At 64.0% G+C, this 21,488-nt stretch carries 22 protein-coding genes; 8 read left to right on the forward strand and 14 right to left on the reverse strand.

Features of this window, described 5'->3' with window-relative positions; genetic code table 11:
- Positions 1–289, reverse strand: a 289-nt coding sequence (locus BO74_RS16400) for a helix-turn-helix domain-containing protein (protein ID WP_496443691.1), incomplete at its 3' end; no start/stop codon positions are given.
- Positions 290–312: 23 nt separating this feature from the next.
- Positions 313–504, reverse strand: coding sequence for a DUF3330 domain-containing protein (locus tag BO74_RS16405; protein ID WP_496443693.1), 192 nt, complete (start codon positions 502–504; stop codon positions 313–315).
- A 208-nt stretch (positions 505–712) separates the two neighbouring features.
- Between BO74_RS16405 and BO74_RS16410 the strand changes: the two genes are divergently transcribed.
- Entirely contained in the window at positions 713–2,248 is a 1,536-nt protein-coding gene (locus BO74_RS16410) for a gluconokinase (protein WP_496443695.1), read from the forward strand.
- A gap of 48 nt (positions 2,249–2,296) precedes the next feature.
- Positions 2,297–3,331, forward strand: a complete 1,035-nt coding sequence (locus BO74_RS16415; protein WP_496443697.1) for an NAD(P)-dependent oxidoreductase — start codon at positions 2,297–2,299, stop codon at positions 3,329–3,331.
- Positions 3,332–3,394: 63 nt separating this feature from the next.
- On the opposite strand, the gene gnd is transcribed toward BO74_RS16415, so the two are convergent.
- Positions 3,395–4,867, reverse strand: coding sequence for a decarboxylating NADP(+)-dependent phosphogluconate dehydrogenase (gene gnd / locus BO74_RS16420; RefSeq protein WP_496443699.1), 1,473 nt, complete (start codon positions 4,865–4,867; stop codon positions 3,395–3,397).
- Positions 4,868–4,936: 69 nt separating this feature from the next.
- On the reverse strand, positions 4,937–6,358 hold the full coding sequence (gene uxaC / locus BO74_RS16425; RefSeq protein WP_496443701.1) for a glucuronate isomerase: 1,422 nt from the start codon (positions 6,356–6,358) through the stop codon (positions 4,937–4,939).
- 213 nt (positions 6,359–6,571) lie between these two features.
- Between uxaC and BO74_RS16430 the strand changes: the two genes are divergently transcribed.
- From BO74_RS16430 to BO74_RS16455, 6 genes are all read left to right on the forward strand, one after another.
- Complete coding sequence (locus tag BO74_RS16430) at positions 6,572–7,489, forward strand: LysR family transcriptional regulator (RefSeq protein ID WP_496443703.1); 918 nt, start codon at positions 6,572–6,574, stop codon at positions 7,487–7,489.
- A gap of 2 nt (positions 7,490–7,491) precedes the next feature.
- Entirely contained in the window at positions 7,492–8,190 is a 699-nt protein-coding gene (locus BO74_RS16435) for a MarC family protein (RefSeq protein WP_496443704.1), read from the forward strand.
- Between the two features lie 136 nt (positions 8,191–8,326).
- Complete coding sequence (locus BO74_RS16440; RefSeq protein ID WP_496443706.1) at positions 8,327–9,286, forward strand: Gfo/Idh/MocA family protein; 960 nt, start codon at positions 8,327–8,329, stop codon at positions 9,284–9,286.
- Between the two features lie 283 nt (positions 9,287–9,569).
- A complete protein-coding gene (locus BO74_RS16445) occupies positions 9,570–10,550 on the forward strand; it encodes a TRAP transporter substrate-binding protein (protein WP_496443708.1) in 981 nt (326 codons plus the stop codon).
- Between the two features lie 77 nt (positions 10,551–10,627).
- Positions 10,628–11,143: a TRAP transporter small permease gene (locus tag BO74_RS16450; protein ID WP_496443710.1), complete on the forward strand. Its 516-nt coding sequence runs from the start codon at positions 10,628–10,630 to the stop codon at positions 11,141–11,143.
- A 30-nt stretch (positions 11,144–11,173) separates the two neighbouring features.
- A complete protein-coding gene (locus BO74_RS16455) occupies positions 11,174–12,748 on the forward strand; it encodes a TRAP transporter large permease subunit (RefSeq protein ID WP_496443712.1) in 1,575 nt (524 codons plus the stop codon).
- A gap of 123 nt (positions 12,749–12,871) precedes the next feature.
- Here the strand turns inward: BO74_RS16455 and BO74_RS16460 are convergent, their stop codons facing one another.
- The 10 genes from BO74_RS16460 to BO74_RS16505 form a co-directional block, all read right to left on the reverse strand.
- A complete protein-coding gene (locus BO74_RS16460) occupies positions 12,872–13,735 on the reverse strand; it encodes a Tim44 domain-containing protein (RefSeq protein ID WP_496443714.1) in 864 nt (287 codons plus the stop codon).
- A 133-nt stretch (positions 13,736–13,868) separates the two neighbouring features.
- Positions 13,869–14,324, reverse strand: coding sequence for a hypothetical protein (locus tag BO74_RS16465; RefSeq protein WP_496443716.1), 456 nt, complete (start codon positions 14,322–14,324; stop codon positions 13,869–13,871).
- 2 nt (positions 14,325–14,326) lie between these two features.
- Positions 14,327–15,172 (reverse strand): bifunctional hydroxymethylpyrimidine kinase/phosphomethylpyrimidine kinase, encoded by an 846-nt coding sequence (gene thiD, locus BO74_RS16470; RefSeq protein ID WP_496443718.1) that lies wholly within the window; start codon positions 15,170–15,172, stop codon positions 14,327–14,329.
- A gap of 23 nt (positions 15,173–15,195) precedes the next feature.
- Positions 15,196–16,113 (reverse strand): NAD(P)-dependent oxidoreductase, encoded by a 918-nt coding sequence (locus tag BO74_RS16475; protein WP_496443720.1) that lies wholly within the window; start codon positions 16,111–16,113, stop codon positions 15,196–15,198.
- A gap of 62 nt (positions 16,114–16,175) precedes the next feature.
- On the reverse strand, positions 16,176–16,622 hold the full coding sequence (locus BO74_RS16480; protein ID WP_496443722.1) for a PM0630 family protein: 447 nt from the start codon (positions 16,620–16,622) through the stop codon (positions 16,176–16,178).
- 17 nt (positions 16,623–16,639) lie between these two features.
- Entirely contained in the window at positions 16,640–17,548 is a 909-nt protein-coding gene (locus tag BO74_RS16485; RefSeq protein WP_496443724.1) for a DMT family transporter, read from the reverse strand.
- Between the two features lie 111 nt (positions 17,549–17,659).
- The gene (locus BO74_RS16490; RefSeq protein ID WP_305075667.1) at positions 17,660–18,379 is read right to left on the reverse strand and encodes an ABC transporter ATP-binding protein; all 720 of its coding nucleotides are present in this window, start codon (positions 18,377–18,379) and stop codon (positions 17,660–17,662) included.
- Complete coding sequence (locus tag BO74_RS16495) at positions 18,379–19,224, reverse strand: ABC transporter ATP-binding protein (protein ID WP_496443726.1); 846 nt, start codon at positions 19,222–19,224, stop codon at positions 18,379–18,381. The genes BO74_RS16490 and BO74_RS16495 overlap by 1 nt, the downstream gene beginning before the upstream one ends.
- Positions 19,221–20,525, reverse strand: a complete 1,305-nt coding sequence (gene livM, locus BO74_RS16500) for a high-affinity branched-chain amino acid ABC transporter permease LivM (protein WP_496443728.1) — start codon at positions 20,523–20,525, stop codon at positions 19,221–19,223. Before livM ends, BO74_RS16495 begins: the two co-directional genes overlap by 4 nt.
- On the reverse strand, positions 20,525–21,439 hold the full coding sequence (locus BO74_RS16505; protein WP_496443730.1) for an ABC transporter permease subunit: 915 nt from the start codon (positions 21,437–21,439) through the stop codon (positions 20,525–20,527). Before BO74_RS16505 ends, livM begins: the two co-directional genes overlap by 1 nt.
- Positions 21,440–21,488: the final 49 nt, after the last annotated feature.

A 21,488-nucleotide genomic window follows, 5' to 3' on the forward strand; every position in this document is an offset into this window, starting at 1 on the left:
TCATCTGCGCGGGCACCGCCCCCACAATGCGTTGTCGAATCCAGACTTCCTGCACCATCGACAGTTTTCGGCACGCGCCGGGGGGACGTCCACGCAGCCTTTCTGTCAGGGAACCCTCGCCGGCGGTCTGTGCCTTTCGCAACCACGCCTGAACCGTCCGGACATGAACTCCTGCCACCTTCGCCAGTTCAACGCCACTCAGGCCCGACTGCTTCCGCAGTCGAAGCACCATCTTCCGCAGCGTATCTCGCCCCTCATAACCCAGCTTGCGCGCATCAATCTTTTCCATGCGGAAATCATACCGCAAACAGCCTATTTAAGGGCCGGGTTAATAGCAGGCTTCTCCGACTGACCTTTCTTCCATTTCTCATAGCACTCCAGGCCGCAAAAATGTGCCACATAGTCCGTCGCCTCCGGGACTACGGCCTCTGTGACAGGCACTTCTTTCAGGCACACATCGCACGCGACGGTCTTCGTCTCAGCAGAATTGTCTTTTGTGGTCATAACAGCCTCCGGCGCCGAGTAAATGGACCTGCTTTCATCGTAGTTAACGAATAGTCGATTGTCGATTCAGGAAGCCCCCCCTGTAGCGCAGCCTCCGTCAGACCACTCCCCCCATCTGCGCGTTGCATGGGGCCATGCCTATTCGGTATGAACCGGTCCCGCTCGACGTATTACATTACGCAGACCATCGTGTTGTCAGGGGAATACCATGGGCTTGATCCTTTCCATCGATGTCGGGACCACGAACATCAAGGCGGCGCTGGTCGACGAGGCCGGGCAACTATGTAGCGACGCCCTGAACGTCAGCACCAACATCGAGGGCGACGCGAGCGGCCGCGCCGAACACGATCCGCACAAGCTGCACGCGGCGCTGTTCGAAGTGTGCCGGCGGGCAATCGGCGACCGGGGCGCCGACGTCGAACTGCTCTCGCTGACTTCCTACCAGTTCGGCCTGGTGCTCGCCGACAAGGACGGCGCGCCGCTGACCAAGATTTCGACCTTCGTGGACACCACCGCGCAATCGCATCACCCGCACTTCCTCGAAGCGATCGGCGATGTCGATGCCATGTACCGGCGCACCGGCTGCCCGCCGATCTTCCAGTACCCGGCCAACCGCCTGCACCACCTCCGCGCGACGCACCCCGACATCGCCGAGCGCACGGCGCACGTGCTCGACTCGAAGGCATTCCTCATGCACCTGCTGACCGGCGAGTACTTCACCGACTACAGCACGGCCAATTCGCTCGGCTGCCTCGGCGTCGACGGCCGCTGGGACACCGCAACCATCGCGGCAACCGGCTTCGAACCCAGCCAGTTTCCGCGCGTGCTCAACGGTTTCACCGATCGCGCGCCGCTGACGCCGGCGGTCTGCGGCGAACTGGGCCTCAGGAACGGCACGGCGATCTCCGCCGGCCTGTACGACGGTGCTGCCCTCGCCGCCGCGATGACCGGCTTCGCGCCGGGCATCGGCGTCGGCAATTTCGGCACCTCAGGCATGTTCCGCGAGCCGACCGACGTGCCGATCGAAGACCTGGAGGGCGGCCTGATCCAGAGCTGCCTGCTGCGGCCCGGCCGCTTCTTCACCGGTTCCGGGATCAACAACTGTACGATCGCCACCAACATGCTGCTGGCGATCCTCGGCCTCGACCTCAACTACCTGCGCGAGAAGGAACTCTCGGTGCCGGGCTCGCACGGGATCATGACCTTCCCCTACTTCACCGGCGAGCGCGACAAGCTGATCGGCAACATCGGCACCGGCATGGTATTCGGCCTCGGCGTCGCGAGTACCCGTGACGATCTGGCGCGTTCCTTCCTCGAAGGCGTGGCCTTCTCCTACCTGCTGGTGAAGAGCCGCCTTGACCCGGACGACGAGATCACCCAGTTCCGCCTCGGCGGCGGCGGCACGGCCAACCTGCCCTGGATGCAGATCATGGCCGACACGCTGAACCTGCCGATCTGCCTCACACAGAATCCGGAAATGGGCATCATCGGCGCCGCCAGCCTGGCCCGCCACGGCGAGGGCGACGACCTGCTGGCCGCCTCGCGGCAGATCATGAGCGGCGCCCGCATTGTCGAACCGATCGAGAAGAACGTGCATATCTACGAGGAAATCGCCGACCGCTATTTCAGCATGCGTGATTCGCTGCGCGAGCCCCTGCTGGCGCGGCGCGGCCTTGGCCCGATCAAGCGTTTCAAGGCAAAGCACGCGGCACGGCCGCTGCCGCTGGTGCGCGAAGGCTGGTAACGAAGGGCTAATTTTCGGACAACTCCACGGACCTCACGAGGAACCACCATGACAGACAAGAAACCGATCATCGCCATCGTCAACTCGAGCTCGTTCGGCATCTCCTACCCCGAGCACCTGCGCAGCCTGGAACAGTTCGCGCAACTGGTCCGGGTGGAGATCCCCAACGACGCGCCGGCCTCGGTGTTCCACGAGAAGCTGCGCGACGTCGACGGCATCATCGCCAGCGTCACGCCGGTCTACACGCGTGAGGTGTTGCTCGGCCTGCCGAAGCTGCAACTGGTCGCGCGCCACGGCGTCGGCTGCGACAACGTCGACCTCGACACATGCGCCGAACTCGGCATCGCCGTCTCCAAGGTCGGGCCGGAAGTCGAGCGCGAATCGGTGGCGCAGATGGCGATCGGCCTGATGAACGCCACTGCGCGACGCATCGTCGAAGGCTGCGACATCGTCAAGGCCGGACAGTGGGCCAAGCGCGCCAAGATCGCGCTCGGCGTCGACTTCAAGGGCGCAACGATCGGGCTGGTGGGCATCGGGGCAATCGGCGGGACCGTGGCGCGCATTCTCAAGCACGGCTTCTTGGCCAACGTGATTGCCTACGATCCCTACGTGAACGCAGAAGAGATCGCCGCGCGCCACGCCCGCAAGGTTGAATTCGACGAGCTGCTGGCACAGAGCGCGATCATCTCGCTGCACTGCCCGCTGACCGGCGAAACCTCGCGCATGTTCACCGCGAAACAGCTCGCCGCGATGAACGATGGCGCTCTCCTGGTCAACACTTGCCGCGGCGAGCTCTTCAACCAGGCCGATCTGATTGCCGCGCTGGAATCCGGGAAGATCGGCGGCTACGCGACGGACGTGGTCGAAGGAGAACCGATCGGCGCCGACCACATCCTGCTGACGACACGCAACGTGATCGTCACGCCGCACCTTGGCGGCTACTCGGTCGTCTCGCTGCGCGGCATGGGCCAGACGATGGTCGACGACATGCGCCGCATCTTCGTCGAGAATGGATTCCCGGGCGTCATCGCCAACGAGAAGATCGACCTGGTGACGTCGCGGATCGCCCGTTTCCGGGCGTAGGCCACCAAAAAACGAACGGGGCGCGAAATCCGCGCCCCGTTTCGTTTGTGCCGGCGAAGGCCGTCAGACGTTATAGGTACTCGAAGCCGTCGTGCCACCCTTGCCCGTCCAGTTAGTGTGGAAGAACTCGCCGCGCGGCCGGTCGACGCGTTCGTAGGTGTGCGCGCCGAAGTAGTCGCGTTGCGCCTGCAGCAGGTTGGCCGGCAGCACGGCATTGCGGTACTGGTCGAAGAAGGCCAGCGCGGTGCTGAACGCCGGCGCGGGAATGCCCTGTAGCGCCGCCGAGGCCACCACATTGCGCCAACCCGACTGCGCTTTCCGGATTTCGCCGGCGAAGTAGTCGTCGAGCAGCAGGTTGGAAAGCACCGGGTTCTTGTCGAAGGCGTTCTTGATCTTGCCGAGGAAGCGCGAGCGGATGATGCAGCCGCCGCGCCACATCAGCGCGATGCCGCCATAGTTGAGGTTCCAGCCATATTCGTTGGCCGCGGCACGCATCAGCATGTAGCCTTGGGCGTAACTGACGATCTTGGAGGCGTAGAGGGCGTTGCGGATGTCCTCGATGAACGCCGTCTTTTTCTGCGGGTCTGCGGCAATTTCGGTCAGCGCCGGGTTCGGCCCGGCCAGACTCTGCGACGCAATCACACGCTCGTCCTTGAGCGCCGAGACGCAGCGGGCATAGACCGCTTCGGCCATCAAGGTGATCGGAATGCCAAGGTCCTGTGAGTTGATCACCGTCCACTTGCCGGTCCCCTTCTGGCCGGCGGTGTCGAGGATCTTGTCGACGAGCGGCTGGCCATCCTCGTCCTTCATGGCCAGGATATCGCGTGAAATCTCGATCAGGTAGCTGTCGAGATCACCTCGATTCCATTCGGCAAATACCTCGTGCATCTCGCCGGCGCTCATGCCAAGGCCGCTCTTCATGAGGTTGTAGGCTTCGCAGATGAGCTGCATATCGCCGTATTCGATGCCGTTGTGCACCATCTTGACGTAGTGCCCGGCGCCCATTTCGCCGACCCATTCGCAACAGGGCGTGCCGTCGTCCACCTTGGCGGAAACGGCCTGGAAGATGTCCTTGACGTGCGGCCACGCCGCCGGCGAGCCGCCGGGCATGATGCTCGGGCCATGGCGCGCGCCCTCTTCGCCACCTGACACGCCGGTGCCGACGTAGAGCAGCCCCTTGCTCTCGACGTATTTCTGGCGGCGGTTGGTGTCCTCGAACAGCGAGTTGCCACCGTCGATGATGATGTCGCCGGCTTCAAGATGCGGAATGATCTGGTCAATGAACTCGTCGACCGGCTTGCCGGCCTTGACGAGCATCATGACTCGCCGCGGCCGCTTGAGCTGCGCCACCATTTCTTCGATGGAGTGCGCGCCGAGGATCCGGGTACCCTTCGCTTCGTTGGCCAGAAACTGGTCGACCTTCTCGGTCGAGCGGTTGTAGGCCACCACCGTGAAGCCGTGATCGTTCATGTTCAGGATCAGGTTCTGACCCATCACCGCGAGTCCGATCAGCGCAATGTCTGCTTGGGGTTCCATGCCGTGTCCTTTCAGTGACGAGTTGATTTTCCAGTCTCTGCTGCGAGTGGCGGAAAACACAAGATTACATCAACCCTCCACCCCGGGGATCGCGAAATAATTCTTCGCGTTGTTATAGCAGATGTCCTGCACCATCCCGCCGAAGGTATCGAAGTCGGCCGGGATCTCGCCGGACTCCATCCAGCCGCCGACCAGCGCGCAGAGGATGCGGCGGAAGTACTCGTGACGGGGGAAGGACAGGAAGCTGCGCGAGTCGGTGAGCATGCCGACGAAGCGCGAGAGCAGCCCGAGGTTGGCCAGGCTGACCATCTGCCGGCGCATGCCTTCGATGTGGTCGTTGAACCACCAGGCCGAGCCGCACTGGATCTTGCCGGGCACCGAACCGTCCTGGAAGCAGCCCATCACCGTGCCGAGCACTTCGAGGTCGTTGGGGTTCAGCGAGTAGAGGATGGTCTTCGGCAGCAGGTTGTCGACCTGCAGTGCATTGAGGAACAGCCCGAGCTTTTCGGCGATCGGCCGGTCGGCGACGGCGTCGTAGCCAGTATCGGGTCCGAGGCGCTGGAACATCGGCGTGTTGAGGTTGCGGACCGCTGCCATGTGCAGCTGCATCGCCCAGCCGCGGCGGGCATTCATCCGCCCGATTTCGAGCAGCAGGCCGGTCTTGAAGGCTTCGGCTTCCTCGGCCGTCGGTGCCGTGCCGCCAAGGCACTTGGCGAAGAGCGCTTCGAGCGCCTGCTCGGACACGAACACGGCGAACGGCGCGACCAGCGCGTGGTCGGAGGCGCGGCAGCCGAGTTCGTGGAAAGCGTCATGACGTTTCTGCAGGGCGGCGACGAGTTCCTTGTACGAGCCGATGGCGATATCGGCAGCGGCGCCGAGCTTGCCAAGATAGGCTTTCCAGGCCACCGGGTCTTCGACGGCCAGCGCCTTGTCGGGACGGTAGCTGGGGACCATCACCGGTTCGCCGGGCTGGCGCGCCTTGGCGTAGGCGATGTGGAATTCGAGGCTGTCGGCCGGATCGTCGGTCGTCCCGACGGCCTTGACCTTCATCTTCTGCAGCAGCGAACGGGCGCCGAATTCGGGTTTTACGAGTTGAGCATTGCAGGCTTCCCAGATCATCGGCGCGGTCTTTTCCGAAAGCGGGGCGTCGATGCCGAAGTAGCGCTGCAATTCGAGGTGCGTCCAGTGGTAGAGCGGATTGCCGATCAGTTTCGGCACGCTGCGCGCCCAGGCCATGAAGGTGCGATAGTCGGCAGGATGGCCGGTGATGTCCTCTTCCGCCACGCCGTTCGAGCGCATCGCGCGCCACTTGTAGTGGTCGCCGCCGAGCCAGGCGTGCGCCAGGTCGCGGAAGCAGGCGTTGCTGGCGATGTCCGCCGGCGGCAGATGGCAGTGGTAGTCGATGATCGGCATCTGCGCCGCATAATCGTGGTACAGGCGCTGCGAACACGGGTCGGGCAGGAGAAAATCGGCGTTCATGAACGGTTTCATCGGTGTCTCCGTACGTTTATTCGAGGTTGGGCCCGTCTTTGATGATCCGGGAAGGCAGGCCGGGACCGGCATTTTTTTGGCGCATTATGATCAACTCGAATCGCGCCAGCCAATGCTATTAAGGAACTTGCCCATACAAAATAGGTATGGCGCCCCGGGTTTCATACCCCTGCTCTGCTATAGTCCCGCTGTCGGGTTTAACGAGAAAAAGACATGGACGTCCGGCGCCTGAAATACTTCATCGTCACCGCCGAAGAACGAAGCATCAGCCGCGCTGCGGAACGGCTGCACATCACCCAGCCGCCGCTGACCCGGCACATCCAGTCGCTGGAAGAAGAACTCGGCGTGCTCCTGTTCACCCGTACCAGCTGGGGCGTCGAGCTGACCCAGGCGGGCACGGCGCTGCTCAAGCACGCGCACAACATCAGCGCCCACATCGAGCTGGCCACCGAGCAGATCCGCCGTGTCGCGGCAGGCCAGGCCGGACGGATCGACATCGGCGTCTTCGGCTCGGCGATGCTGAACATCATCCCCAAGCTGCTCAGCACCTTCTCGGCCACCCACCCCGACGTGCGGGTCGTGCTGCACAACACGCCGAAGGAACGCCAGATCAACGCCCTGCAACAGGGGCGCATCCTCGCCGCCTTCGACCGCTACCTGCCCGAACTCCCGAACATCGCCGCGGTGCGGGTCTGCCGCGAACCGATCTGGGTCGCGGTACACAGCGGCAACCCGCTCAGCCGGTTGCCGCGCATCAGTCTCGACGACCTGCGCAACGAGCCGATGATCGACGAGCAGGATCCAAGCGTTTCCATCGCCTGCCGGGAGCTTTTCAAGCTGCACAATTTCGAACCCGTCGTCGTCCAGAACGCGGCCGACCTGATCGCCGCGACGATCATGGTCTCCGGTGGTTTCGGCTCCGCCCTGCTGCCCGAATCGATCCTCAACCTGCGCCTTCCCAACGTGATTTATCGCCCGCTGACTGCGGACGTCGATTGCATGATTGACCTGCACTTCGCCTACCGCAAGGACGAGGAATCGCCCTTGCTCGACGAACTGCTGGAATGCGTGCGCAACTACCGCCACCACGCCACCGAAAGCGAAGAGGCGAACCATCCCGGCGAGGAGTGACGATGACCATCGAACTCGCAACGACGCTCGGCAAGAGCTTCCTCTTCGTCCTGGCCACGATGATCCCCATCCTCAATCCGGCCGCGTCCGCGCCGATTTTCCTCAGTCTGACCGAAGGCGCTTCGGCAAGGACACGCAACGCACTGGCCAAGCGCATCGCCGGCAACATCTTCTGGCTGATGGCCGGATCGATGCTTGTCGGCTCCTACGTCCTCGGCTTCTTCGGCATTTCCCTTCCCATCGTCCGGGTCGGCGGCGGTCTGATCCTCGCGGCGATGGCCTGGCGCCTGCTCAGCGCATCGCCACAGATGGACGACAGCCGCGCCGCCCTCGTCGAGTCCTTCACCCCCGAGCACGCCCGGCGCCAGGCGTTTTATCCGCTGACTTTCCCGGTCAGCTGCGGCCCCGGCTCGATCTCCGTCGCCATCACCGTGGGTGTCGCGCTCCACCAGGAAAGGGTGCTTCTGTCACTGGCCAGCACCAGCGGTGCGCTGCTCGCGCTCGCCCTGATCGCCGGACTGATCTACCTGGCGTTCGCCAACGCCAGCCGCCTCCTGCGGCTGCTCGGCGACAGCGGGGCAGCCGTCCTGCTGCGACTCTCGGCGTTCATCCTGCTCTGTCTCGGCGTGCAGATCGTCTGGGACGGCGCCAGCGAACTGCTTACCGAAGTTCTGCAGCGCGCCATCCCGCGCGACGTTTGACTCCGCGTCCGCTCATACCGATTCTGTATGTCCCCCATTAGGAAATAGCATTTGAAGCCCCCTGGCTTCTTCCACATAATCGCCAGCGCTGAATAAAACGGTTGCCGCAGCAACCACCGGGGGAAGGGGAACAGCAGTGAATCACCGAGCACGTTGGGGAATCCTGGGTTGCGCCCGCATCGCGCGCCTGCAAGTCGTTCCGGCGATCCTGCGCTGCAGCGAGGCGACGCTCGCCGCCGTGGCCTCCCGTGATGCCGGCAAACTCGCCGAATTCCGTTCGCTGTTCGGCGATTTCACGGCCCACACCGGTTACGACGCCCTGATCGATGACCCGACCCTCGACGCCGTCTACATTCCGCTGCCGAACTCGCTGCACCGTGAATGGGCCATCCGGGCGATGCGCGCCGGCAAGCACGTGCTGTGCGAAAAGCCGCTGGCCCTCAATGCTGCCGAAGCTGAAGAGATGATCCGTGCCGCCCGCGAGTCCGGCGTGCTGCTGATGGAAGCCTTCATGTACCGCTATACCGAACGCATGCGCAAGGTGGAGGAGATCCTCGCCAGCGGCGTTCTCGGCCCGATCCGCAGCATCAACTCGACGTTCCGCTTCTTCCTCGACCGGCAGAACACGATCAAGGAACAGCCGGAACTCGGCGGTGGCGCGCTGTACGACGTCGGCTGCTACCCGCTCAACCTGATCGGTCTCGTGACGCAGGCCGAGCCCGAGGCCATCGCCGTCGAATGCGCGAAACAGCACGGCGTCGACGTCAATCTGTCCGCCGTGCTGCGCTACGCCGACGGACTGATCGCCACGCTGCACTGCGGTTTCGACGCATTCGGGCGCAATTACAGCGAAATCGTCGGCACCGAGGGCGCCCTGCTCGTCCCCGACACTTTCCTCGATGATGCAGGCCAACTGACACTGCAAACGAAACAGGGAAGCGAATCGATCGCCGTCGCCGCCTCGGACCGCTACGGCGAGGAGATCCGCGATTTCAGCACGGCGATTCTGAACAAGCGGCAGCCGAAGCTGTCTCTGGACGAGTCGGTGCGCAACCTGCGCGTCCTTGAGCGGATTCTCGAGAAGACTCACGACTAGGTAACCAACAAAAAAAGACAGATGTTTGCCCCAGAATAAAAAAAATGGAATGTCGTTCCAAAAATAGCTTGAACAGCCATTGAGCTTGTCGTATATTGAGATTCAACTTCTGCGGATACAGACCAAAAAAAAGGCGGGCCGCACAAGTAGCTTTTGAAAGCCGATTGTCAGCGGGTTGATGTAGCGAGAGCGAACGCGTGTCTGCGCGTCTTTGCGATCGGGACAGTCCCGCCTATCTGCTTGCAAACCATGGCGAAAGCCATTCAATCAACCAGGAGGACTTATGATCTCGTTTCGTAAAAGCGCACTGAGCATCTGCTTCGCAACCCTGATTGGCGGTATCAGCGCCTCAGCAGGCGCCTTAGAACTGAAGGCAGCGGACGTTCACCCCGAAGGCTACCCGACCGTTGTTGCCGTCCAGAGCTTGGGCAAGAAGCTTGAAGCCGCCACCAACGGCCGCATCAAGCTGAAAATGTTCCCGAACATGGCTCTCGGCGACGAAAAATCCATGATCGAGCAGACCCAGGCCGGTGGCATCGACATCCTGCGTACCTCGCTCGGCCCGATGGGCCCGGTCGTTCCTGAAGTCAACGTCTTCAACATGCCGTTCGTGTTCCGCAACCCGGCGCACATGCGCGCCGTGATCGACGGGCCGATCGGCGACGAAATCCTGAAGAAGATCACCGACAGCTCGGTGAACCTCGTCGGCCTCGCCTGGATGGACGGCGGCACGCGCAACCTGTACTCCAAGAAGGCAGTACGCAAGCCGGCCGACCTCGGTGGCCAGAAGATCCGCATGATGGGCAACCCGCTCTTCGTTGACACGATGAACGCCATGGGCGGCAGCGGCGTCTCGATGGGCATGGCCGAACTGTTCAGCTCGATGCAGACCGGCGTGGTCGATGGCGCGGAAAACAACGAACCGACCTACGTGACGCAAAACCACTTCACGGTCGCCAAGTTCTACAACCGCACCGCCCACCTGATCATCCCGGAAGTCCTGGTATTCTCGAAGGCGAAGTTCAACAAGCTGAGCGCCGAAGACCAGGCCCTGGTCCGCAAGCTGGCCCGCGAGGCGCAGCTTGAGCAGCGCAAGCTGTGGGACGAAAAGGTCGCCGACTCGCTGGCCAAGATGAAGGCCACCGGCGTGACCATCGTCGAGGACGTCGACCAGCCCGCCTTCTTCAAGGCCACCCAGCCCGTGCGTGACAAGTACGGCGCAGCCTATGCCGACCTGATCAATCGCATCCAGGCCGTCAAGTAACAAGCAACGAAGCACCGAAAAACCGCACGGGAGGCCCAACCCGTGCGGTTTCATCGTACCCCCGGAGGTAGTTTCAAATGAAAGAAGCCTATTGCAACGCCATGGACAAGATCTATTGGCTGTGCATCTGGATTGCAGGCCTGGCCATGACCGTCATGGTACTGGTCATCCCCGTCCAGGTCGTCGCGCGCAAGTGGTTCGACTCGGGACTGTCGTGGCCCGAACCCGCCGCCCTCGTCTGCATGATCGTATTCACCTTCATCGGCGCCGCAGCTGCCTATCGCGCCGGTAGCCACATCGCTGTCACCATGCTCACCGATCGCCTGCCGCCGAAGGCCAAGGCCGTTGCGGCGCGCATCGTCGACATCCTGATGGCCCTGATCGCCATCTTCGTCATCTACTACGGCGGCGACCGCGTCCTGTTCTTCATGAGCACCGGGCAGAGCCTGCCTGACTTTCCCTCGCTGCAAGTGTCCTGGACCTACCTGCCGCTGCCGATCGGTTCCCTGGCCACCCTGCTCTTCGTCATCGAGGCGATCCTGTTCGGATCCCAGCATGACCGCCCGATCGTAAAGATCGGCAGCCACAGCTGATACCGCACTCTTGAAATAAGGAATCCGATCATGGATGCACTCGTAATAATGGGAACATTCTTCCTGCTGCTGGCGGTAGGCCTTCCGGTGGCCTATACGCTGGGAATGACGGCGCTCGTCGGCGCGGTCTATTTCAGCGGGGACATGTCGTTCATGACCATCGTCATGCTCAAGATGGGCGACGGCGTCAATAAATTCACCCTGCTGGCCATACCGTTCTTCGTCCTGGCCGGCGCCATCATGGCAGAAGGCGGTATCGCCTCGCGCCTGGTCAACTTCGCCTCGATCTTCGTCGGCTTCATCCGCGGCGGCCTGTCGCTGGTGAACATCCTCGCCTCGACCTTCTTCGGCGCCATTTCCGGCTCGTCGGTCGCGGACACGGCGTCGATCGGCTCGGTGATGATTCCGGAAATGGAAAAGCACGGCTATCCGCGCCCCTACGCGGCGGCTGTCACGGCCTCCGGTTCGGTACAGGCGATTCTGATCCCGCCCAGCCACAACTCGGTCATCTACTCGCTGGCGGCCGGCGGCAGCATCTCGATCGGCGCGCTGTTCCTCGCCGGCGTGATGCCTGGCGTCCTGCTCGGCACGACCCTGATGACCATGTGCGTGTTCTTCGCCAAGAAGCGTGGCTACCCGAAAGGGCGGGCGATCCCGATCAAGGAAGCGTTGAAGATCATGCTCGACGCGCTGCCCGGCCTGTTCACCGTGGTCATCATCCTCGGCGGCATCCTTTCCGGCTGGTACACCGCCACGGAATCGGCGGCCATGGCCTGCGTCTGGGCCTTCCTGGTAACGATGTTCTTCTACCGCGACTACAAGTGGAGCCAGTTGCCGGTCCTGGTGCATCGCACGGTCAAGACCGTCACCATCGTGATGATCCTGATCGGCTTCGCCGCGGCCTTCGGCCATATCCTGACGATGCTGTCGCTGCCGCTGCAGATCTCAAACTTCTTCACCGGCATTTCCGACAATCCCTACGTCGTGCTGCTGGCGATCAACGTCCTGCTGCTGATCCTCGGTACGCTGATGGACATGGCCCCGCTGATCCTGATCCTGACCCCGATCCTGTTGCCGGTCGTCACCAAGCTCGGCGTACACCCGGTGCATTTCGGAATGATCATGATGGTCAACCTCGGCATCGGACTGATCACCCCGCCCGTGGGTTCGGTCCTGTTCGTGGCCAGCGCGGTGTCGAATCAGAAGATGGAAGCAGTGACCCGGGCGATGGCGCCGTTCTTCGTCGCGCTGTTCTCCGTCCTGCTGGTCATCACTTACGTGCCGCAGATCTCGTTGTGGCTGCCACGGCTGACCGGCGAACTGAACTACCCGCCGGACGTCGTCGCCGATGTCGCCACGACAGCCAAGGGACAGCCGGTCGCCATCGACGCACTGAAGAACGATTCGGACAAGGAAAAGAACCCGCTGACGATCACCAAGGTCGTCATCGTCGAAGGCAAGGGCGAAGCGCTGGTCAACGCCGACGGGGCGGTGCTCTTCACTCCGGCGGCCGAGTTCACCGGCAAGGCCGTGCTCGAGTACACCGCCGACGACTTTCGTGGTGGCCCCGAGAAATCGACGATCACGGTGACCGTCAATCCCTGATCGGAGAGTTCTCCCAAGAAAAACCCGGGCGCGAAAGCCCGGGTTTTTTTGTACCTCAAACCTGCGAAAAGCGCCCGGCCACCAAGCTACCCGGCGCAACGCCTGCGAGTTGTACGACTACGCTCAGTTCGTCTGCTGGATTCCGGCGACGACCCAGCCCTTGTCGCCGGCCACCGGCTTGCTGAGATGCCAGACCTCGTCGAACGGCAGCGCCGGGCCGTCAGCTTCCTCGCGAATCAGGCCGCCGAAGCGCACGCTGGCGATGTGCCGGTCGCCTTCCGTCACCACTTCCAGCAGTTCGGCGTCCAGACGCACCACGTCGGTCTGCTGCGCGGCATCGCCCCGCTCGCTCATCTGCATGCGGATTTCGGCGAACATCTCCGGACTGGTGAATTCCCGGATGTCGTCGATGTTCTTCGCATCGTTGGCCGCTTGCATGCGGACGAAGTTGAGCTTCGCGACACGCAGGAAACCATCGGCATCAAAATCGGCAGGAATCGCCGATGCCGCTACAGGCGCCGCGGCTGACGACGAGGCGCCGAACGGCACTTCCGTTGCCGCCCGAGGCACGCCGTTCGCCGCATTGCCGGCGCCCGCGTACTGCATTCCCGGCGCCCGTGCCGTCGCTGCGTTACGCCGGAACAACATGCGGAAGATGAACAGCGCGGCCATCAGCAGCAACCCGATCATCACGATATTGGCCATTTCCGCGCCAAGACCGAGATGCGAGAACAGCGCCGCCAGGCCGAGTCCGGCCGCCAGACCGGCGATCGGTCCCATCCAGTTGCGCTTGGGCGCGGCGGTCGTCGCCGTCGAGGGGGCCGAAGCCGGTGCCGCTTGCTGCGTCGGCCGGGTCGGCGCCGGCTGAACGGCCTGGCGCTGCATGCCGAAGGTTTTCCCGCCGCCAAGGCGTCTGGCCTCAGCATCGCCTACGGTCAGGCCGAGAGCCATGACCGACAGGAACATTGCCATCAATACTTTTTTCATTGAATCACTCCATTGTCGCGATCCCGAGGGGAAAGGGCATGGCCCGCCCCGCCGGAATCCGCGTTAGTTCGAAAAGGGGAAACAAGCGCCTTGCCATGGAACGGCAAGGGTAGCCCGGGCCCAACAGTCCGGGTCAGGCGAAGGCCGGCTTGGGCGGACGCTCGAAGGAAAAAACCGGGTCGGGCGGCTGGATCACGCCGTAGACGCCGCCCCAGACGGCGGCCGATGCCCCCCAATGCAAGGCGAACGACAACAGGATTTTGTCCGCCTCATGGGCGTCGTGAGAATAGTCACCGGTGAAAGTTTCGCCGGCGCTCTCTGCGCAATCATCGGCCTGTCCGGAGAGCAGTTCACCGCCATCACCCGTGGCTGGAGAGTTCATCGCGGACGACGCTGCTTCCGCCGCGAAAGCCGTCGACGGCATCACCACCGGAACGACGAACGAAACGACCGCCAGGAGGACGATAAGCCAACGAAAACTGACGGGAGTAGTGAACAAGCGCTTGGAAGCCGAGAACGAATCGGCCCGCAGTCTATCCTGCCGCAACGAGCGGAACAAGCCGGACATAGTGCGGGAAGCCGAAGTCATCGTTAATCGTCGAGCCGGAGCTGACGCATCGCAACAGGGGAGAAACCGTGGTTGAGCGGCCCGCCGCCCTTGCCCGTGCGCACCTCGGCGCCGGCGGCGAGCGCCCCGCGCACGAATGCGCGCGCGCCCTGCACGGCATCGACCAGCGATGCTCCCAGCGCGAGATGCGCAGCGATCGCGCTGGACAAGGTGCAACCCGTGCCATGCGTATTCGGGCTCGGAATACGCTCGCCTTCCATCCAGTGCATCTCGCCGTCACCGGTCAGCAACAGATCGATCACTGCCTCGCCGGGCAGGTGGCCCCCCTTGACCAGCACCGCCCGCGCGCCCTGCTCCCGCAGTTGCCGTGCCGCCCGGGCCATGTCGTCGGTCGATTCCAGCGGCCGGCCGACCAGCAGCCCCGCCTCGTCGAGGTTGGGGGTGATCAGCACCGCGCGCGGAAACAGCTCGCGCACCAGCACGTCGGTCGCCGCCTGTTCGATCAGCACCGCGCCGCTCGTCGCCACCATGACCGGGTCGAAGACGACGTTCGGCAGCGCGTGCCGGTCGATGGCCTCGGCGACCGTACGCACGATCTCCGGCGCGTGGAGCATGCCGATCTTCACCGCGTGCGCACCAATATCCTCGATCACCGCATCGATCTGGTCGCGCAACATCTGCGGCGGCACACCGTGGATGCTGCGCACGCCGCAGGTGTTCTGCGCGGTCAGCGCGGTAATCGCCGTCATCCCGTAGCAGCCGAGCGCCGAGAACGTCTTCAGGTCGGCCTGGATGCCCGCCCCGCCGCCGCTGTCCGAGCCGGCGATGGAGAGAACGCGGGGATATTCGTAGTTCAGTGCTGCGGTCATGGGGTCTCTTGCGTCCGATTCAGTCACGATGTCTTCGACACCGGCGCGGGCACGGGAATTCCAGCCGCCTCCGCGGTCGCCAGTTCGATCGCCGACCAGTCGAGCTTGCTCCGCCCGTGCGCCACCGCGTCCTGCAGGCGCAGGAAGAGGAAATCGGCGACTGGCATCGGCACCTTCGACGCGGCGGCCGTCTCGCGCGCGAGGCGAATATCCTTCATGCCCAGCTCGAGGACGAAGCCGGCGGGTTCGTAGGCACGCTGCGCGATGATCCGCCCGTAGCTCTGATACGCCGGGCAGGCGAAGTTGGCGCTGGTGAAGAAGTCATACACCGTCTGGCGCTCGATCCCGTTCTTTTCGCACAAGGCCATCGTCTCGGCCATCGCCTCGATCGCCGCCAGAATCATGAAGTTTCCGGAAAGCTTGACGATGTTCGCACCACCGGGCGCGTCGCCGAAGTCCTGCACGCGCTGCCCGAGTTCGTTGAGGATCGGCAAGGCCCGCGCCTTGGCTTCCGGCGAACCCGACAGGCAGATCCACAGCTTGCGTATCGCTGCCGCGTCGGGGCGGCCGAAGACCGGCGCCGCGACGAACAGGCTGCCGCGTTTGGCGTGTTCTTCCGCCAGCTTGCGCGAGGTTTCCGGCGAAACGGTGCTCATCGAGATGTGCAGCCCGCCCTGCCCCAGCGCATTGGCGAAGCCGCCCGCACCCAGCACCGCTTCTTCCAGAACGGCATCGTTGGAGAGCAGGCTGATGACCACGCCGCCCGGCGTTACGGCACTCGAGAGGGAGTCCGCGACGATCGCGCCTTCAGCGGCCAACGGCGCCGCCTTGTCACGCGAGCGGTTATAAACGGTGACGGCATAGCCGCTGGCGAGAAGATTGCGGGCAATCGGCGTGCCCATGTTGCCCAAACCGACGACGGATACAGCTTTGGTTTCCATTCGATTCTCCTGATCTGGCTGAAATGACGGACTCAGGGATTCTAACGGGAATCGCGCCCGCGTTACCGGACCTCGAACTCGAAACTCGCGGCGATCCGTCCTTCGACGACGACGTCCAGCTGGCGCCGCCCGGCGGGTTCTTGCGGACCGATTTCCCACTCGCCGTAGATCCGCCCATCAACAGGAACCAGCTGACGCTGGCTGACCTGGTTGCGGCGGTCCAGCGGAATGACCAGTTTGGTCCCTTCCGCCGAGTCGGTGCGATGCTCGATCGCCGTCCCCGGCAGCACATACTCCTCACGCACGCTGACGGAGCGCTTCACTCCGCGCAACTCGATCATCCAGCCGTAGCGCTGGCCCTCCTTGCGCGGCACGACCCGGGTCGCCGAAAACACCACGCGCTGCGGATCGCTGGCATCGAAAACGCCGAACTCGGCGGCCACGACTTCATAGGCAAAAACGCGTGTGCTGGCGAAAAACAGCCACGCAAGAAACAGCAATCGCTTCATTGTCCCCTCGGGAAGATTCAGCGCCGGCGCCCTTCGCCGACGGCTGCCAGATAAATGCCGACCAGCAGCATGATAAACCCCGCGGCCTGCGCCGGCGCGAAGGTCTCGCCGAGGAACAGCCAGGCCAGCAGCGCACTGCCGACCGGCTCCCCGAGGGTGACGACGGCGACGAAGGTCGGCGAGACGAAACGCAGCGACCAGTTGTAGGCCGAATGCCCGAGCAACTGCGGCCCGAGCGCCATCCCCAGCGCCGCAAGATACGCCGGCGCCGTGTAGCCGACGAGCGTCACGCCCGCCCCGGCGCAGCCGAGCAGCAGAAAGAGCGCCGCGGCGCCGTAGGCCAGCCAGATGTACGCCGGCAACGGCATGTCGGCGCGCAAACGGCGACCGAGCAACAGGTACGCGGAAAAACACCAGCTGCCGACCAGCGCCAGCATGTTGCCAAGCAGCGCGTTGCTGCCGGCGACGGCTTCCCGGCTGTCGCTCCAGAAGATCAGCAGGCTGCCGGAGAGCGAGACGGCGATGCCGCCCAGAGTCATCGCACTCGGCCGCTCGCGGAACAGGAGGAACGAAGCGAACGCGATCCAGATCGGGTTGGTCGTCACCAACGCCGTGCTGCTCGCCACCGAGGTGTACTCAAGCGAACTGATCCAGGTGGCGAAATGCAGCGCGAGAAAGAATCCCGCGCCGAGCGTCAACACGATTTGGCGCCGCGTGATGGCCAGCAGCGCGCGCCGCGATTGCCACAGGGCGAAGGGTGAAATGATCAGCGCTGCCAGGCCCAGGCGCAGGGTGGCGATGGCCAGCGACGGCAGCGCGTGCCCCTGCGCCACCCGCGCCAGGATCGCGCCGAAGGAAATCGCCAGCAGGCCGATGCCGAGGACGCCGAAGGGGAGCCAGCGGGGCGGAAGGCGATCCTGGCTCACCGGGACACCAAACCACGGCCAAGGCATCCGTCATCCCGGCGAAGGCCGGGATCCAGAGGGACGTCCACCGCCGAACTGGATTCCGGCCTTCGCCGGAATGACGGGATGGGGTTACGCCGCGGCATGTCCCCCTTCCAGATACGCCGCCCGTACCTCGGCGCTGGCCAGCAGATCACGGCCGGTGCCGGTCATGGTGATCTGGCCGTGCTGCATCACATAGCCGCGATGCGCGGCGCGCAGGGCGTGGTGGGCGTTCTGCTCGATGAGCAGGATGGTCATCCCGTGGTCCTCGTTGAGTTCGCGGATGGTCTGGAAGATCTTCTTGATGTACAGCGGCGCCAGGCCCAGCGACGGTTCGTCGAGCAGCAGCAGCTTGGGCCGCGCCATCAGCGCGCGGGCGATGGCCAGCATCTGCTGTTCGCCGCCCGAGAGCGTGCCGGCGCGCTGCTCCAGGCGTTCTTCCAGGATCGGGAACAGCGCGTACATGCGCTTGAGGTCGACGTGGAGGTTGTCCGGATCGGCCATCACCGCGCCCATCTGCAGGTTTTCCAGCACCGTCATGCGCGGAAAAATGCGCCGTCCTTCCGGCACCAGGGAGATGTCGCGGCGGGCGATGACGTGCGTCGGCAGGCGGGTGATGTCCTCGTTGTCGAAGACGATGCGCCCGGCCGAGACGCGCGGCTGGCCGAACAGCGACATCAGCAGGGTCGACTTGCCCGCACCGTTGGCCCCGATCAGCGTGACCACCTCGCCGACCTGCACCGACAGGTCGATGCCGCGCAACGCGTGGATGTGGCCGTAGTGGGCATGCACGCCCGAGAGTTGCAGCATCATGCGCTCACCTCCGCGTGGAGCCGGTCGTTACCCTCGTCGGCATCTTCCTCGCCGAGATAGGCCTTGATCACGTTCGGATCGTTCTGGATCTGCTTCGGCGTCCCCTCGGCGATCTTGCGCCCGTAGTTCAGGACGCAGATGTGGTCGGAGACGTTCATCACCACGCTCATGTCGTGCTCGATCAGCAGGATCGTCAGCTTCGCGTCGGCGACGAGACGCAGCAGCAGTTCGTTGAGTTCGCCCGACTCGCGCGGGTTGAGGCCCGCCGCCGGCTCGTCGAGGCACAACAGCAGCGGATCGACGCACAACGCCCGGGCGATCTCGACGCGCCGCTGCGTGCCGTACGGCAAGGCGCCGGCCGGGGTATCGGCCTTGTCGATCAGGTGAAGGCGGGTCAACCAGTCGACCGCCTTGGCCACCGCCTGCTGTTCCGCCCGCCGGTACGACGGGAGCCCGAGGATACCCGCCAGCGAGAAGCCCGATGCCTTCTGCAGCGCATTGTGCTGCGCGACGATCAGGTTCTCCAGCACCGTCATCTTCGGGAACAGGCGGATGTTCTGGAAGGTGCGCACGACCTGCGCGACGTGCGCCACCTGATGGCTCGGCAGGTCGGCGAGGCGCAGCGCGCCGCGGATCGGATGGTTCAGGCAGACGACGCCTTCGGTCGGCTTGTAGAAGCCGGTCAGACAGTTGAAGAAGGTCGTCTTGCCGGCACCGTTGGGGCCGATCACGCCGGTGATCTTGCCGGCCGGAACGGCCAGCGACAGGTCGTCGATGGCCGCCAGACCACCAAAACGCATGGTCAGGTGCTCGACGCTGAGGATGGTGTTTTCGGCGCTCATGCACGTTCCCCCGCCGGTTGATGACGCAGGGTCGGCTCACGGTGCGAGAGGATTCCGCCCGGCCGCCAGACCATGATCAGGATCATCGCCGCACCGAACAGCAGCATCCGGTACTCGGCGAAGTCGCGCCCGAGTTCGGGCAGCAGCACCAGCACCACCGAAGCCAGCACCACCCCGAGCTGGCTGCCCATGCCGCCGAGCACGACAATCGCCAGAATGATCGCCGACTCGTTGAAGGTGAAGGATTCTGGCGAGATGAAGCCCTGCCGCGCGGCAAAGAACACCCCTGCCACGCCGCCGAGCATCGCGCCGAGGGCGAAGGCCGAGAGCTTGACGTTGGTGATGTTCATCCCCAGCGCCTTGCAGGCGATCTCGTCCTCGCGCATCGCTTCCCAGGCCCGCCCGATCGGCAAGCGGCGCAGCCGTTTCACCAGCACGTTGGTCAGCAGCGAGAGCAGCAGGATCACGTAGTAGAGGAAGATGATCCGGTGCATCGGCGAGAACTCCAGCCCGAAGAACGAGGCGAAGGTACCGGTATCGCTCGACGGCACGAACGGCAGGCCGAAGAAGGTCGGCCGCGGAATCGAGGAGATCCCGTTCGGCCCGCCAGACAGGTCGGTCCAGTTGGTCAGCACGACGCGGATGATTTCACCGAAGCCGAGGGTGACGATGGCCAGGTAATCGCCGCGCAGACGCAGGCTCGGCCAGCCGAGTGCGAGCCCGAACACCGCGGCAGTCAGCCCGGCGACCGGCAGCGCCGTCCAGAAGCCCCAGCCGAATTGCGTCGCCAGCAAGGCATAGGTATACGCGCCGACGGCATAGAACGCAGCATGACCGAGGTCGAGCAGACCGGCCAGACCGACCACCACGTTCAGGCCCCAGCCGAGCATCACGTAGATCAGCACGCTCGTTGCCGTATCGACGACGTAGCGGTTGTCGGAAAAAAGGATTGGCAGCAGGAGGGCGATGCCGAAGGCCAGCCAGCCCACCAGTTCAAGAATGCGAATGCTGCGGACACCGCGCTTGCCCGATTTGGCGGCGGCCTGCCGGTCGCGGGTCTGGCGGCGCAGCTTCAGCATGTCGAGCCCGTAGCGCAGGGCCAGACGGCCAAAGAACGCCGCGGCGATGAAGGCGCCGAGCAGCGGCCAGCGCGTCAGCACCTGCAGCGAGCCACCCTGGTCGGCGGTGGTCAGGCCGATCATCGGAATGCCCAGCAGCAAGGCGATCAATGCGATGCCGGCGGCATCCTTGAAGCGCTCCGCAAGTGTCGGCGCGTTGTTGGCAAAAACGAGTGGCGACATCAGACTTTCTCCACTTCAGGCCGGCCGAGCAGGCCGGAGGGACGGAACATCAGCACCAGGATCAGGATGCTGAAGGTGGCCACGTCCTTGTACTCGGCGGACAGGTAGTTCGACCAGAAGGCCTCGATCAGGCCGATGATCAGCCCGCCGAGCATCGCTCCCGGCAGCGAGCCGATGCCGCCGAGCACCGCCGCGGTGAACGCCTTGATGCCGGCGACGAAGCCGATGTAGAAGTCCACCACCCCGTAGTACATCGTCACCATGACCCCGGCGACGGCGGCGAGCGAGGCGCCGAGCATGAAGGTGAGCGAGATCGTCCGGTCGACGTCGATGCCGAGCAGCGCGGTCATCGTGCGATCCTGCTCGCAGGCGCGCTGCTGGCGGCCGAACGAGGTGCGGGTGATCAGCCAGGTGAACGCCGCGAGCAGCGCCACCGTCACCAGCACGATGAGGATCTGCGAGAACGACAGGCGCGCGGTGAAGCCGTCGGTGGTCAGGACATTGATCCCGCCGGTGATCATCGGCGGAATCGGCTTGACCCGGGCACCCTGCGTGAGCTGCACCATGTTCTGCAGGAAGATCGACATGCCGATCGCCGAGATGAGCGGCGCGAGCCGCGTCGCACCGCGCAACGGCCGGTAGGCCACCCGTTCGACGGCCCAGCCATACACCGAGGTGAACAGCACGGCCACGATCAGCACCACGAGCAGGGCGAACGGCACCGAGGTGACGCCGAAGGCCGTCAGCAGCGTGAAGCCGGTCACGGCGATGAACGCGCTGACCATGTAGATGTCGCCGTGGGCGAAATTGATCATCCCGATGATGCCGTACACCATCGTGTAACCGATCGCGATCAGCCCGTAGACGGCACCGAGCGTCAAGCCGTTGATGAGTTGCTGGAGAGCAAGAGCCATAAGAATCCTCTGAGTTCGTCGTCACACCGGCGCAGGCCGGTGTCCAGCA

The organism is Propionivibrio pelophilus DSM 12018 (assembly GCF_059569095.1).

Excerpts from the sequence above, each read along its gene's own strand:
- BO74_RS16410 (WP_496443695.1), top strand. The coding sequence starts at position 713 with ATGGGCTTGATCCTTTCCATCGATGTCGGGACCACGAACATCAAGGCG.
- BO74_RS16445 (WP_496443708.1), top strand. The coding sequence starts at position 9,570 with ATGATCTCGTTTCGTAAAAGCGCACTGAGCATCTGCTTCGCAACCCTG.
- livM (WP_496443728.1), bottom strand. The coding sequence starts at position 20,525 with ATGTCGCCACTCGTTTTTGCCAACAACGCGCCGACACTTGCGGAGCGC.
- BO74_RS16495 (WP_496443726.1), bottom strand. The coding sequence starts at position 19,224 with ATGAGCGCCGAAAACACCATCCTCAGCGTCGAGCACCTGACCATGCGT.
- uxaC (WP_496443701.1), bottom strand. The coding sequence starts at position 6,358 with ATGAAACCGTTCATGAACGCCGATTTTCTCCTGCCCGACCCGTGTTCG.
- BO74_RS16430 (WP_496443703.1), top strand. The coding sequence starts at position 6,572 with ATGGACGTCCGGCGCCTGAAATACTTCATCGTCACCGCCGAAGAACGA.
- thiD (WP_496443718.1), bottom strand. The coding sequence starts at position 15,172 with ATGACCGCAGCACTGAACTACGAATATCCCCGCGTTCTCTCCATCGCC.
- gnd (WP_496443699.1), bottom strand. The coding sequence starts at position 4,867 with ATGGAACCCCAAGCAGACATTGCGCTGATCGGACTCGCGGTGATGGGT.
- BO74_RS16415 (WP_496443697.1), top strand. The coding sequence starts at position 2,297 with ATGACAGACAAGAAACCGATCATCGCCATCGTCAACTCGAGCTCGTTC.
- BO74_RS16505 (WP_496443730.1), bottom strand. The coding sequence starts at position 21,439 with ATGGCTCTTGCTCTCCAGCAACTCATCAACGGCTTGACGCTCGGTGCC.
- BO74_RS16405 (WP_496443693.1), bottom strand. The coding sequence starts at position 504 with ATGACCACAAAAGACAATTCTGCTGAGACGAAGACCGTCGCGTGCGAT.
- BO74_RS16480 (WP_496443722.1), bottom strand. The coding sequence starts at position 16,622 with ATGAAGCGATTGCTGTTTCTTGCGTGGCTGTTTTTCGCCAGCACACGC.
- BO74_RS16475 (WP_496443720.1), bottom strand. The coding sequence starts at position 16,113 with ATGGAAACCAAAGCTGTATCCGTCGTCGGTTTGGGCAACATGGGCACG.
- BO74_RS16490 (WP_305075667.1), bottom strand. The coding sequence starts at position 18,379 with ATGCTGCAACTCTCGGGCGTGCATGCCCACTACGGCCACATCCACGCG.
- BO74_RS16450 (WP_496443710.1), top strand. The coding sequence starts at position 10,628 with ATGAAAGAAGCCTATTGCAACGCCATGGACAAGATCTATTGGCTGTGC.
- BO74_RS16455 (WP_496443712.1), top strand. The coding sequence starts at position 11,174 with ATGGATGCACTCGTAATAATGGGAACATTCTTCCTGCTGCTGGCGGTA.
- BO74_RS16465 (WP_496443716.1), bottom strand. The coding sequence starts at position 14,324 with ATGACTTCGGCTTCCCGCACTATGTCCGGCTTGTTCCGCTCGTTGCGG.
- BO74_RS16435 (WP_496443704.1), top strand. The coding sequence starts at position 7,492 with ATGACCATCGAACTCGCAACGACGCTCGGCAAGAGCTTCCTCTTCGTC.
- BO74_RS16460 (WP_496443714.1), bottom strand. The coding sequence starts at position 13,735 with ATGAAAAAAGTATTGATGGCAATGTTCCTGTCGGTCATGGCTCTCGGC.